Annotated in this window: 9 protein-coding genes; 5 read left to right on the top strand and 4 right to left on the bottom strand. The window is 64.1% G+C overall.

The features are described from left to right. Nucleotides 1-3 precede the first annotated feature (3 nt). Genes DBR47_RS13185 through DBR47_RS13175 form a run of 3 tightly spaced genes read right to left on the bottom strand, consistent with a single transcriptional unit; the run spans nt 4 to nt 5,769 of the window. Nucleotides 4-1,413, bottom strand: coding sequence for an efflux transporter outer membrane subunit (locus DBR47_RS13185; protein ID WP_124450726.1), 1,410 nt, complete (start codon nt 1,411-1,413; stop codon nt 4-6). Then, nucleotides 1,410-4,550, bottom strand: a complete 3,141-nt coding sequence (locus DBR47_RS13180) for an efflux RND transporter permease subunit (RefSeq protein ID WP_124450724.1) — start codon at nt 4,548-4,550, stop codon at nt 1,410-1,412. Before DBR47_RS13180 ends, DBR47_RS13185 begins: the two co-directional genes overlap by 4 nt. A gap of 16 nt (nt 4,551-4,566) precedes the next feature. After that, nucleotides 4,567-5,769 carry an efflux RND transporter periplasmic adaptor subunit gene (locus tag DBR47_RS13175; protein WP_197047050.1) on the bottom strand — a complete coding sequence of 401 codons (1,203 nt, stop codon included), beginning with the start codon at nt 5,767-5,769 and terminating at the stop codon, nt 4,567-4,569. A gap of 542 nt (nt 5,770-6,311) precedes the next feature. On the opposite strand from DBR47_RS13175, the gene DBR47_RS13170 reads away from it, so the two are divergent. The 4 genes from DBR47_RS13170 (at nt 6,312) to DBR47_RS13155 (ending at nt 10,032) form a co-directional block, all read left to right on the top strand. Then, on the top strand, nt 6,312-8,054 hold the full coding sequence (locus tag DBR47_RS13170; RefSeq protein WP_197047049.1) for a YbaY family lipoprotein: 1,743 nt from the start codon (nt 6,312-6,314) through the stop codon (nt 8,052-8,054). 80 nt (nt 8,055-8,134) lie between these two features. After that, the gene (locus DBR47_RS13165; RefSeq protein ID WP_124450718.1) at nt 8,135-8,749 is read left to right on the top strand and encodes a hypothetical protein; all 615 of its coding nucleotides are present in this window, start codon (nt 8,135-8,137) and stop codon (nt 8,747-8,749) included. 74 nt (nt 8,750-8,823) lie between these two features. Beyond that, entirely contained in the window at nt 8,824-9,438 is a 615-nt protein-coding gene (locus DBR47_RS13160) for a DUF4136 domain-containing protein (protein WP_124450717.1), read from the top strand. 135 nt (nt 9,439-9,573) lie between these two features. After that, complete coding sequence (locus tag DBR47_RS13155) at nt 9,574-10,032, top strand: hypothetical protein (protein ID WP_197047048.1); 459 nt, start codon at nt 9,574-9,576, stop codon at nt 10,030-10,032. Nucleotides 10,033-10,056: 24 nt separating this feature from the next. Here the strand turns inward: DBR47_RS13155 and DBR47_RS13150 are convergent, their stop codons facing one another. After that, entirely contained in the window at nt 10,057-11,916 is a 1,860-nt protein-coding gene (locus tag DBR47_RS13150) for an ABC transporter transmembrane domain-containing protein (protein WP_124450715.1), read from the bottom strand. A 172-nt stretch (nt 11,917-12,088) separates the two neighbouring features. Here DBR47_RS13150 and DBR47_RS13145 point away from each other — a divergent pair, with 172 nt between their 5' ends. Then, a complete protein-coding gene (locus tag DBR47_RS13145) occupies nt 12,089-12,673 on the top strand; it encodes a MarR family winged helix-turn-helix transcriptional regulator (protein WP_231512291.1) in 585 nt (194 codons plus the stop codon). Nucleotides 12,674-12,702 lie beyond the last annotated feature (29 nt).

Here is a 12,702-nt window from a genome sequence, read left to right as displayed (position 1 = left end):
TATTCAGGACTTGGGCGCCGCATTCCAACCGCCGCCCAAGGCACGGTAAAGCTCAATCACGCTGGCATAAGTGCCGCTGCTCAGCTGGGCCTGTTGCAGCTCAGCGTCAAAGAGCTGGCGTTGTGAGTCCAGCACCTCAAAGTAGCTGGAGATGCCGTTCTTGTAGCGCAGCTCCACCAGGCGCAGGCGCTCACGCCCGGCGGCGACGATGCGATCCATGGCCAGGCGCTGTTGGCGCAGTTGCTGGAAGCTGATCAAAGCGTCCTCCACCTCGCGCAGGGCGGCCTGCGCGGTGCGGGCATAGTCCTCCAAGGCCAGGCCTTGCTGAGCCTCCGCGATGGCCAGGCCGCTTTGCAAGGCACCGCCGGTGAACAAGGGCAGGGTCAGGCTCGGTGAGACGGTGTAGGCCGAACGATCGTTTTGCAGCAAGCTGCTCAGCTGCGGGCTGACAAAGCCGAGAAAACCGCTCAGCGAGATGCTGGGCAAAAAGGCCTTGCGAGCCGCGCTGACACTGGCCCGGCTGGCGGCCACCGCCTTCTCGGCGGCGCGCACATCGGGGCGGCGCAGCAGCAAGTCGCTGGGCAGGCCGGCCGGCAGCTCCTCGGGCAAGGGATAGGAAGCCAGGCCGCGGCTGGGCCGGATCGGGCCCGGGTTGCGACCCAAGAGCAGCGACAAGGCGTTCTCCTGCAAGCCGCGGCGCTGCAGCAGCTGGGCCTTGGCGGCTTGGGCCTGGGCCAGCGAGGTCTCGGCCTGGCTGATATCCACCATGGACACCACGCCCGCCTTGAAACGCAGATTCATGATGCGCAGGGAATCGGCGCGCGACTGTTCGGTGCGGGTCGAGATGGCCAGGGACTGGTCAATCTCCAGCAGGTTCAGCCAGCCCGCAGCGACGCGGCTGATCAAGCCCACTTGCACAAACTGCTGCAGGGCGGCATTGGCCTCCACGCTGAGCTGGGCCGCCTTGGAAAGATCGACCAAGCGGCCCCATAAATCGAGCTCCCAGGCCGGCAAGGCCAAGCCGGCGTTATAGACCGTGGAGCTGGCGTTCTCGCCCCCGCTCAGGGCGGAAGGCGCCTTCTGCCGCGTGCCGCCCGCGCCCAGGCCCAGGTGGGGCCAGCGGGCCGAGTTTTGCAGGCCTAGCTGGGCTTGCGCGAGTTGAACCCGGCGGGCCGCCGTGCGCAGATCGCGGTTATTGCGCAGGCCTTCCTGGATCAGCTGTTCCAGCTCGGCGTCCTTGAAGAGATCGGCATAGTGCTGATCAGACAAACTGCTCTCGGCCCGTGCCGGCGCTAACCAATGCGAGGGCAGGGCGGGGAGCTCGGCTGCTTCTTGCACGGCGGCGGGGCCGGGGCTTGCGCAGGAGGCCAGCAGCAAGGTGGCGGCCAGCAGGCTGAGGCGGGCGGCGCTCATGGCTGCATCTCCTGGCTGCTGGGCTCTCCGGTCGGCGGCTCGGCTTGCCGCTCTTTTTTCTTCTTTTTGCTGAACAGACTCATCATCAGGATGTAGAACAGCGGGGTGAAGAAGACGCCGATCAAGGTGGCCGCCAACATGCCACCCAAGATGCCGGTGCCCACCGAGTGCTGTGTGGCCGCGCCCGCGCCCGAGGCCTTGACCAAGGGCATCACGCCCAGGATGAAGGCCAGCGAGGTCATCACGATCGGCCGCAAGCGCTGGCGGCCGGCCTCGATCGCCGCCTCCACCACGCCCATGCCGGCTTCGTACTGCTGCTTGGCGAACTCCACGATCAGGATGCCGTTCTTGCCCGCCAGACCCACCAGGGTGATCAGGCTGACCTGGAAGAACACATCGTTGGGTGAGCCGCGCAGCAAGAGCGCGAGCAAGGCGCCCAGGATGGCGATGGGCACGATCAGGAACACGGCCACCGGCAGCGACCAGCTCTCATACAAGGCGGCCAGGAAGAGGAAGACGAAGACCAGAGACAACAAGAAGATGCCCGCCGCCTGCGAGCCGCCCACCCGCTCCTGCAAGGACTGGCCCGACCATTCGAAGGAGGTGCCCTGCGGCAGCTGCTGGGCCGAGATGGCCTCCATCGCATCCAGGGCTTCGCCCGAGCTGCGACCTGCCGCCGCCGCGCCATTGAGCTGTATGGAGGGGTAGCCGTTGTAACGGGTCAGTGCGATGGGGGCGGAACGCCATTCGGTGCGCATCAGTGCGGCCAGCGGCACCAGCTCATTCTGGGCATTGCGGATTTGGAAACGCTGCAAGGCAGCCGGGTCGGAGCGGTAGCTTTGCTCGGCCTGCATCTTGACCTTGAGATTGGTCCCGAAGGCGGTGAACTGATTGACGAAGCTGGAGCCCAGCAAGCTGCCCACGGTGGCGTACAGCTCTTGCAGGGACACGCCCAGGGACTTGGCCTTGTTGCGATCCACGTCCAGGAACAGGGTCTGCACCTCGGGTGCGGCCACGCTGCGCACGCCTTGCAAGACTGGGTCCTTGGCCGCCGCGCCGGTGAGGGCGCGAGCGGCAGCGGCCAGATTGGCCCGGTCGCCGTCCAGCGACAGCAGACGGTAATCAAAGCCGGCGGTAGAACCCATGCCCGAGATGGGCGGCTCATTCAAGGCGAACACCCGGGCCTCGCCTATGCTGGCGAGTTGCTGGTTGAGGCGCTTGAGCACGCCAAAGACATGGGTCTCGGGCGTGCTGCGTTCGTCCCAGGGTTTGAGGGTGGCGAAGATAAAGGCTTGGTTGGCGTAGCGGTAGAAGATGGAGAAGCCCAGGATGGCGGTGGCCTCTTGCACCGTGTCCTCCTTGGCCAGAATGGCCTCGGCCTTTTTGAGCGCCTCGCGGGTGCGTTCGGCCGAGGCGCCAGCTGGCAGGTCCACCACGACGTAGATGGTGCCCTTGTCCTCCTCGGGCACAAAGCCGCCGGGAATGATCTTGAACAAAAAGGCCACGCCGGCGATCAGCAGGGCGTAAACCAGGGTCGCCACGATCTTGCGGCCCAAGAGGAGCTGGACCCCGCTCACATAGCCGCCCACCACCTTTTCGAACAGGCGGTCGAAGGCTTGAATCGGGCGAATCTTCTGCATGCCCGGCTTGAGGATCAAGGCGCACAGGGCCGGCGTCAGCGTCAGGGCGGTGATGGCCGAGAGCAGGGTGGCAAAGGTGATGGTGATGGCGAATTGCTTGTACAGCGTGCCGGTGACGCCGCCCAGAAAAGCGATGGGCACGAAGACGGCGCAGATCACCGCCGTCACGCCCACGATGGCGCCGCCAATCCCCTGCATGGCCTTGATGGCGGCGCTGGTGGCGTCCAGATGCTCGTCGTGCATGATCTTCTCGACCGCCTCCACCACCACAATGGCATCGTCCACCACGATGCCTATGGCCAGCACCAGGCCAAACAGCGTCAGCATATTGATTGAGAAACCCGCCAGCAGCAGGCCGGCCATGGTGCCGATGATGGACACCGGAATGGCCAGCAGGGGAATGACGGTGGCCCGCATACTGCCCAAAAAGAGGTAGACCACGATCAGGACCAGCACAAAGGCTTCGATGAAGGTGTGCTTGACCAGTTCCACCGAGGCATGGACAAACTTGGTCGTGTCGTAGGTGACCGACCATTTGATCTCGCGCGGGAAGGCGGCCGTCAGCTCATTCATGCGTTTCGCGAGCGCATCGGCCAGCACCAGGGCATTGGCACCCGGCCGCAGATAAACGCCCAGGGCCACCGCGTCCTTGCCATTGAGGCGGGACTCAAACTGGTAGTCGTCCGCGCCCAACTCCACCCGCGCCACATCGCGCACCCTCACCACCGAGCCGTCGGCCAGGGCGCGGATGACGATATTGCGAAACTCCTCCACCTCGGTCAATCCGCCACCAGTCTGCACCGGAAAGGTCAGGGACTGGCCTTGGTCGGCCGGTGCCTGACCGATCTCGCCGACCGGGAAGTTTTGGTTTTGCTCGCGCACCGCATTGGCCACATCCGTCACCGTCAGCCGGTACTTGGCCAGGCGGTCCGGGTCCAGCCACAAGCGCATGGCATAGGGCGCGGCGAACAAGGTCACATCGCCCGCGCCGGGCAGGCGCTTGAGCTCGTTGATGACCTGGCTATTGGCCAGATTGGCGATGTAGGTACGGTCGAAACGCGGGTCGTCCGACTGCATCACCAGCACCTGCAAGATCTGGGGATTGGTCTTGTCCACCCGCAAGCCATTGCGCAAGACCTCTTGGGGCAGCAAGGACTCGACCCGCTTGCTGCGGTTATTGACCTCAACGGCGGCCAGGTCTAGATCGGTGCCGGGCTCGAAGAAGACCTGCAGCTGCATCAGGCCGCTGGCCGAGCTGGTGGACTGCATATAGAGCAGGCCGGCAATGCCGTTCATCTCGCGCTCCAGCGGCGCGGCGACGGTGGTCTCCAGGGTCTCGGGGCTGGCGCCGGGGTAGACGGCGGTGATCTGCACCTGGGGCGGTGCCACGCTGGGGTACTGCTCCACCGCCAGCTTGGAGCTGGCCAGCACGCCGATCAGCACGAAGAGCAGGGCGATGACGGTCGCGAGGACCGGGCGTCTGACGAAGAATCCCATGATGAGCTCCTCGCCTTCAGCGTGAAGCGGCAGGGGTGGGTGGGGCAGAGGCCGCGCCGGGCCCCGCCGGCTCACTCTGCCAGGGGCTGGGCGCGACCACCGTGCCTTGCTGCAGGCGCTGCAGGCCTTCGACCACCACGGTCTCGCCCTCGCCCAGGCCGCGCTCGATGATCCAGTCGTTCTTGAACCATTCGCCCACCACCAGATCGCGGCGCTCCACCTTGTGCTCGGCATTCACCACCCAGGCCACATGGCCGGTCGGCGTTTTGCTGACCGCTTTTTGCGGGATCAGCACCGTGTTCGGCCGTGAACCCGCGGTGTAGACCACCCGCACATACATGCCGGGCAAAAGCTTCTGGCCCGGGTTGGGCATGATGACGCGCAGGGCAATGGTGCCGGTGCTGGGGTTGACCTGGGACTCGGAAAAGTCCAGCTTGCCGCTGCGTTCAAACTCGCTGCCATCGGGCAGAAAGATGCGGGCTTGCGAGCTGCCTGCACCCGCCTTGACGGCGCCGCTGCTCAGCTCCCGCCGCAGGATCAGGGCGTCACGGTCGGCGACCGAGAAGTTGACATAGACCTGGTCCAAGCGGTCGATGGTGGCAAGGTGGGTGGCCTCGCCCTTGCCGACCAAACGGCCTTCGGGCACCAGGGTGGCACCAATTTTTCCGCTCTCGGTGGCCAGCACGCGGGTGTAGCCCAGATCGGTCTGGGTGCGTTCGACCTTGGCCTGGGAGACGGCCAGCAAGGCCTCGTTCTGCTTCACCGCGGTGAGCGCGTCGTCGTAATCCTGCTGGCTGATGGCGTTCTCTTTCACCAGGGGCGCTAGCCGGGTCTCGCGCGATTTGGCGCTGGCCAGATTGGCCTTGGCACGGGCCAGATCGGCTTGCGCATCGTTGAGGGCGATGCGGTAGGGCGTGGCGTCTATGGTGTAGAGCAGCTGACCCTTCTTCACCTCGGCGCCTTCGACAAAATGGCGCTGCTCCAGAATGCCCTCGACCCGGGCCCGCAGCTCGACCGAGCGATAGGCCGCCACCCGCCCGACGAATTCATTCACCACCGGCACGGTCACAGCGCGCGACACCACCACTTTGACCGGCACGGCTGCTGCGGACGCGGCCTGCGGTGCGGCTTGCTTTTGGCAGGCGGTGAGTGCAAGGGTGAGGCCTAGGCCTAGCGTTAACAGCAGCGCGGACGCTTTGCTCGCACGAAATGCCGACATCTGGGCGCTCCGGTCAAAAGGCGTTGCTGAACAAGAGAAGCAAGGCTTTTTCAACATCGCCGAGTCCAATCTTTGCTAGTCAATTGCGCATGCCCGTGGCACGCGAAGGGCTGGACTGCGAGCAGCTTGACCCACGACAAGAACCGAGCGCAAGGCCTGTTGCATCATGGGATCTGCATGGGAGCACTTCTTGAAAACAGGCCAGGACTTGAAAACAACTATAGCGACACCATCTGCTTTTTTAGGGCTAATTGCCTGCTGCAAACCCTTGGGGGCAAGACCTGACCCCCTAAAAAAGCCGAGGCCGGTTCGCTCGCCTGCTTGAATTGAGCAGCCTGCCGGGCTTCATCTTTGTCGGGCCGCACCCTGTGCGGCGCTGTTTTGTAAGCGAGCGTAATCCTGCGCGCCGCATTCACCGACACAAGCCTGCGCTCTCAGGGCATGCAAGCTAGGGGGGGCACAGCCTCGTGCCAATGCTTGCCTCTGACAGGCCGCGAACTTGGGCTATAACTCAAGAGTCCCTTGCAAAAAGGAGTAGCGATATGACTCAATTCCAAAAATCTTCACCCGCCCTCAGCCAAGCCGCGAGCCTCAGCCGTTTTGCGCGCAAGCAGCAAGGGCCTTTGTTGTCGCTCTTGAGTCTGGGGCTGCTGGGGGCGCTGACTTTTGGCTTTGCCAGCCAAAGCCATGCTCAGGCCTCACCCACGGCGCAGGGCGCTGCCAAGCCCGCGGAGGCGGTCACGATGAAGCCCATGTCTGATGAGATGCTCACGGTGCAAGGCACGGTGGCCTACCGCCAACGCATGGCCATGCCGCCCAATGCGGTGCTGCAGGTGCAGGTGGCCGATGTGTCCTTGATGGACGCTCCGGCCAAGGTCTTGGCAGAGAGCCGCGAGGAGTTCGGTGGCCGCCAAGTGCCCTTGCGTTTCAATCTGAAAGTGCCCAAGAGCGCCATCGACGAGCGTCATCGCTACGCCGTCAGTGCCCGCATCATGATTGGCGATCGCCTGGCCTTCATCAGCACCGAGCACAACGGTGTGCTGACCCAGGGCCAGGGCAATCAGGTGGATCTGCTGCTGCAAGCCGTGGGTTCGGCACCGACGGCAGCCAAGCCGGAGAGCGCCGGCAAGGGGGCAGGCGCCGGAGTTGGAACTGGCGTGAGCGGCGGCGCTGCTGCCACCCTGGCCCCGACGCTGCCGCCTTTCGCCTTGCCGGCGAGCTTCGCGGGTGTGCTGCCTTGCGCCGACTGTGCGGGTGTGGCCCAGACCCTTACCCTGAGGCCCGACGGGCTGTACCGCTTGCGCAGCGTCTACCTCGGCAAGAGTGGCGCGCCGCTGTCCGAGCAGGGTCGTTGGATGGCCGAGGCGGGTGGGCAAAAGCTGGTGTTGCAAAGTGCTTCGGGCCGTCAGATGTGGGCACTGAGCCCGGCCAGCAAAACGGCCAAGGCAAAGACCCTGGTCAAAGACGGGCCGGCCGCCGAGCCGACGCTGCGTCTGCTGGACCAGCAGGGCAAGCCCATTGTTTCCAAGCTCAATTACGAGCTTCGTCGCACGGCCAAGGTGGACGAGATCAGCGAGCCGCTGAAGTGGCAGGGCGAGTTTGTTTATATGGCCGACGCAGCTCGCTTTACCGACTGTGTGAGCGGCCTGTCCTGGCCCGTCACCATGGCCGGTGACTTTGCCAATCTGCAGCGCAGCTATGGCCAGTTTGCAAAGGCGCCGGGTGCACCGGTGCTGGTCAAGCTCGAAGGGCGTTTGCTGAACACCGCCGGCATGGACAACAAGCAAGGCGAGCATCTGCAGGTCGATAAATTCCTCGCCGCCGAAGCCAGCGGCGCCCGTTGCGCCAATCTCACGAGCCAGCCGGCCCAAGCCGCCGCTCAGGGCGCTGCGAGCGAAAAAGGCAAGGCGGCCGCAGGCGCCAGCAAGGCCAGCCTGACCGGGACTTACTGGAAGCTGGTCGAGCTGAACGGCAAGAAGCCCGCCAGCCCTGCCGATCAGGTCCGCGAGGTGCAGATTACCTTGCACAAGGAGAACCACCGCGTCAGCGGTAGCTCCGGCTGCAATCGCATGATGGGCAGCTTCAAGCAGACGGGTGCTGCCGGACTGAGCTTTTCCCGCATGGCCGGCACCATGATGGCTTGCAGCCCCGAGGCCATGGCCATGGAGCAAAAAGTCCATGCCCTGCTGGCCGAGACCACGGGTTTCAGCATTGAGGGTGAGCAGCTGAGCTTGCTCGCCGGCAATCGGGTGCTGGCTCGCTTCGAGTCGGTCTATCTGCGCTGAGTCGATTTCATCCAGCTGTTGCTCAGCTGGTTTATGGTGTTGCCTTGTTTGATCCATTGATTCACAAAAGGGAGTTTGCGATGACAAAGATTTCGGGTTCGGTCAAGTCCATGGTGCTGGCCACCGGCCTGGTGTTGGCGCCTGTTTTGGCGATGGCTCAACAGCCGCCCGCCACCGCCGTGGCCACCGCCAGCGCTCCGAATGCGCGCATGAAGGCGGCCGAGGTCGTGCTGCATGCCAAGGTGGTGGAACTGGACCAGGCCAATCGTGTGGCCGTCTTGCGCAACTCCAAGGGTCAGCTGGTGACGGTGGATGTGCCCGCCAGCATCAGCAACTTCGACCAGGTGCGGGTGGGTGACGACCTGGCCATCCGCTATGCGGCGGCCGTGGCCATGGAACTGGAACCGGTGGCCAAGGAAACCGGCATTCGTGAGAAGGTCGAGTCGGTCACCAACAGCACCGGCACCGTGGGCGGACTGCCCTCGGCCAGCTCGGGCCGCAAGATCCAGGCCCTGGCCGTGGTCGAGGCAATCGACCTCAAGGCCCGTACCGTCAAGCTGCGCGGCGTCAAGCGCAGCTTCATCGTCTCCGCGCCCGACAATGTGGATCTGGCCAAGATCAAGGTCGGCCAGGAAGTGCGCGCCGTGTTTGTGGAGGCAGCGGCCGTCAGCGTCGAGCATCGCAAGCGCAAGTAATTCGGCAGCGGGCAAGAGGCCGGGCGCTGCCGGCGCCGGGCCTGCCTCGTTTACATCAAATAGGAGAGAGAACCATGAGTCATCGTTTGTTGTCGACCCAGTCCTTGTTGCGCCTGAGCCTGGCCCTGGGCCTGGTGGCCGGCTTGGCGGCCTGCGCGACCGGTCCCGATGTGCGGGCCGACTATGACAAGAGCGCCAACTTCAGCAGCTACAAGAGCTTTGCCTTCGTCAGCCCCTTGGGCACCGACCGTTCGGGTTATCAAAGCATCGTGTCCCAGCATCTGAAGGCGGCCACCCAACGCGAGTTGGAAGCCCGCGGCTTCAAGCTGGATGCGGCCAAACCCGATTTGTTGGTTAATTTCAACGCCACGCTGAACGACAAGACCCGCGTCACCACCACGCCTGTGCCCACCATGGGCATCGGTTATTACGGCTATCGCGCGGGCATGTACAGCACCTGGCCTCTGTACCGCGACGAGACCACCGTCACCCAGTACAAGGAAGGCACGCTGAACATCGATGTGATCGATGCCGCACGCAAGCAGATGGTGTGGGAAGCGGTGGTGTCTGATTCGGTCACGGCCAAGGACGTCGAGCAGGTCAAGCCCGGCATCGATGCCGCCATCGCTGCCGCCTTTGCCAAGTTCCCCCTGCCTGCACCGGCGCCTGCCGCTGCACCAGCCAAGTAAGCATTGCTTGCGCCTGAGCGGCCCTCCGGTCATGCCGGTGGGCCGCTTTTTTGCGGGACTTGCCGATGACTTGCGGGCTTTGCGAGCAAATCCTGGTCCAATGCGCACAGTTCTTGACCCCGTCCACAAGCAAACATGACCTTCAAACGAATTTTCCTGGCCTTGCTGATCCTGGTTCTGCTGATCTGGGCTTATTTTGCCGCCGCGCTGAACTGGAGCTATTCCACCGGCGAGCGCGCCGGTTGGATCCAGAAGCTCTCGCGCAAGGGCTGGATCTGCAAGACCTGGGAGGGCGAGGTGGCCCTGGTGTCCTTGCCCGGCACCTCGACGGTGGAGAAGTTCAACTTCACCGTGGCCGATGAGACTGTGGCCGAAGAGCTGACCCAGTTGATGGGCAAGCGGGTCAGCCTGCACTACGAGCAAAAGGTCGGCCTGCCCACCTCCTGCTTTGGCGAAACGCGCTACTACGTCACCAAGGTCACCCAGACCAGCGAGGTCTCGCTGACCCCGGGCGTCGTGGTGCAGACCGGGCCGGGAGCGGAAGCGCCGGCCTCCGCTCCGGCTTCGGCACCCACGCCTCTGCCGGGTTACTGAGCCAATTCTGAAGGGCTGAGGCGCTCAGCTTTTCAGATCGAACTGCAAGGCCGCCAGCCGGGCGTAAAGCCCGTTCTGCGCGCTCAACTCGGCATGCGTGCCCATCTCGACAATGCGGCCATGCTCCATCACCACGATGCGGTCGGCGCGTTGCACCGTGGCCAGGCGGTGCGCGATGACCAAGGTGGTGCGATCCTGCATGGCCGCTTCCAGGGCCGCTTGGACCATGCGTTCGCTCTCGGCATCCAAGGCGCTGGTGGCCTCGTCCAGCAGCAGCAGGGGCGGATTCTTCAACATGGCGCGGGCGATGCTGATGCGCTGCCGCTGGCCACCCGAGAGGCGCACCCCGCGCTCGCCCAAAAAGGTCTGGTAGCCCTCGGGCAGGGCGCGGATGAATTCATCGGCAAAAGCGGCCTTGGCCGCAGCCACCACCTCTTCGTCCGTGGCCTCGGGCCGGCCATAGCGGATGTTCTCCATCGCGCTGCTGGAGAACACCACGCTGTCCTGCGGTACCAGTCCGATATTGCCGCGCAAATCATGCAGGCTCAAGTCACGCGTGTTCACCCCGTTCAGCAAGATGCTGCCAGCCTGCGCGTCGTAAAAGCGCAGCAGCAGTTGGAACACCGTGCTCTTGCCCGCGCCGCTGGGGCCCACCAGGGCGACGGTCTCGCCGGCCCTGATCTCCAGATTGAAGTCGCTCAGCGCCGCCTGCGAAGGGCGCGAGGGGTAATTGAATTGCAGGCCTTGCAAGCTCAAGGCGCTGCCGCCCGCGACGCGAGGCAGGGCCTGGGGCTGCGCGGGTTCGGCCACCGGTGAGCGGCTGGACAGCAATTCCATCAAGCGCTCGGTCGCACCGGCCGCGCGCAAGACATCGCCGTAAACCTCGGCCAAGACCGTCACGCTGCTGACCAAGAGAATCACGTAGACGACGGTCTGGCCCAGATGACCGGCGGTGATATGGCCCGCCAGCACCGCCTGCGTGCCCTGGTACAAGCCCCAGAGCAAGGCGCCAAAGGTGGCGGTGATGATGAAGGCCACCAGGCCGGCTCGCATCTTGGTGCGCTTGCGGGCCGTGTCAAAGGCGTTCTCACTGGCTTGGGCGAAGCGGCGAGTCTCGCCATCTTCTTGCGTATAGCTCTGCACCACCGGCACGGCATTGAGCACCTCGGCCGCGATGGCACTGGTGTCGGCGACTCTATCCTGGCTGGCGCGGCTGAGCTTGCGTACCCGCCGTCCAAAGTAAATCGCGGGTGAAACCACGATGATCAAAATGCCCAGCACCTGAGTCATCACCAGCGGGTTGGTGGCGATCAGCATCAGCATCGCGCCCAGGCCCATCACCGTGCTGCGCAAGCCCATGCTGAGGCTGGAGCCCACCACGGTTTGCACCACGGTGGTATCGGTGGTGATGCGGCTGAGCACCTCGCCGGTCTGGGTGGTCTCAAAGAACTCCGGGCTTTGCTTGAGCACATGGCGATAGACCGCGTTGCGCAGATCGGCCGTGACCCGCTCGCCCAACCAGGTCACCATATAAAAGCGCAGGGCCGAGAAAAGCCCTAAGGCCGCACCCACGGCAAACAGCGCCAAGAAATGCTCGCGCATGGCCATCAGGCGATCACCCGCCTGGCCGCTGGCCATGCCTTCATCCACCAGTCCGCGCAAAGCCTGCGGGAATGCCAGGGTGGCCAAAGCCGCCAGGGTCAGAAAGAAGAGGGCGGCGGCGATGCGCAGGCGGTAGGGCTGCAAAAAAGGCCAGAGCCCGCTGAGCGAGCGAGGGCTGCCTTTGGCGGGCTCCTTGCCACTAGGCCGCAGGGCTGCAGAACCTTGGGGCGAGGTAGAAGGCTGGGGTGCCGCTTGGGCTGTGGGCGGAATGTTTGCAGGCATATGGTTGGGCTAGCTGTGGTCTTGTACGCAAAAAGCAAGGCGCGCAGGCGGGTCAATTATTTATTGCCTTGACAATCATTGCCTAGGCAAATAAATTGCGTGTTCCGAAAAACGACGACCTATCGCCCAAATGTGCGAAGGCCGGTCGACAAACTTCGCAAGAGATGCCGTCGTGCCCACATCCAAGTCCCGACCAAAGCCGCCCGAAGCTACCGAGCCTGCCGCCGCAAAAAGCGAGATCAAGTTCTATCGCCCAGAGAGCTACCAGCGCTCCGAGAGCGTGGGCTGGATGATGCACAAGCTCAAGTCTTCGATCACCCGGCAGGTTGGTCTGCGCTTGCAAGATGCCGGACTGACCCATGCGCAATGGGTGCCGCTGATGATGTTGCGCCATGGCGGTGCCTGCAGCACGGCCCAGCTGGTGCGTGAGCTTGATGTGGACGCTGGCGCCTTCACCCGCCTGCTGGATCGTCTGGAAGCCAAGGGCTTGATCCAGCGCGAGCGCTCGGAACAAGACCGCCGTGTGGTGCTGCTCGCCTTGAGCGACGAAGGCTTGCGCCTCACCACCGACTTGCAAACCGTCTTGTCCGATGTCCTGAACGCCCATCTGAGCGGCTTCAGCCATGCCGAATGGCGGCTCTTGCTCAGCCTGCTGCAAAGAATGATTGATAACGGCGAGGCCTTGATGGAGGCCTCGGGCGCAGCCAGAGCCGGGCGCAGCTTTCCCCTGTGTGATGACGCCGATTCCGAAGACTGAAACAGCGCGTTCGGCCACCCAGGCCAAGC

The sequence above is a fragment of the Paucibacter sp. KBW04 genome, assembly GCF_003852425.1.
In the GTDB taxonomy this organism is placed as follows: Bacteria; Pseudomonadota; Gammaproteobacteria; order Burkholderiales; family Burkholderiaceae_C; genus Paucibacter_A.
This window is presented reverse-complemented; position numbering and strand designations above follow the sequence as displayed.

What these genes read in the sequence shown, in the direction of transcription:
- DBR47_RS13185 (WP_124450726.1), bottom strand. Translation starts at nt 1,413, where the DNA reads ATGAGCGCCGCCCGCCTCAGCCTGCTGGCCGCCACCTTGCTGCTGGCC.
- DBR47_RS13180 (WP_124450724.1), bottom strand. Translation starts at nt 4,550, where the DNA reads ATGGGATTCTTCGTCAGACGCCCGGTCCTCGCGACCGTCATCGCCCTG.
- DBR47_RS13175 (WP_197047050.1), bottom strand. Translation starts at nt 5,769, where the DNA reads ATGTCGGCATTTCGTGCGAGCAAAGCGTCCGCGCTGCTGTTAACGCTA.
- DBR47_RS13170 (WP_197047049.1), top strand. Translation starts at nt 6,312, where the DNA reads ATGACTCAATTCCAAAAATCTTCACCCGCCCTCAGCCAAGCCGCGAGC.
- DBR47_RS13165 (WP_124450718.1), top strand. Translation starts at nt 8,135, where the DNA reads ATGACAAAGATTTCGGGTTCGGTCAAGTCCATGGTGCTGGCCACCGGC.
- DBR47_RS13160 (WP_124450717.1), top strand. Translation starts at nt 8,824, where the DNA reads ATGAGTCATCGTTTGTTGTCGACCCAGTCCTTGTTGCGCCTGAGCCTG.
- DBR47_RS13155 (WP_197047048.1), top strand. Translation starts at nt 9,574, where the DNA reads ATGACCTTCAAACGAATTTTCCTGGCCTTGCTGATCCTGGTTCTGCTG.
- DBR47_RS13150 (WP_124450715.1), bottom strand. Translation starts at nt 11,916, where the DNA reads ATGCCTGCAAACATTCCGCCCACAGCCCAAGCGGCACCCCAGCCTTCT.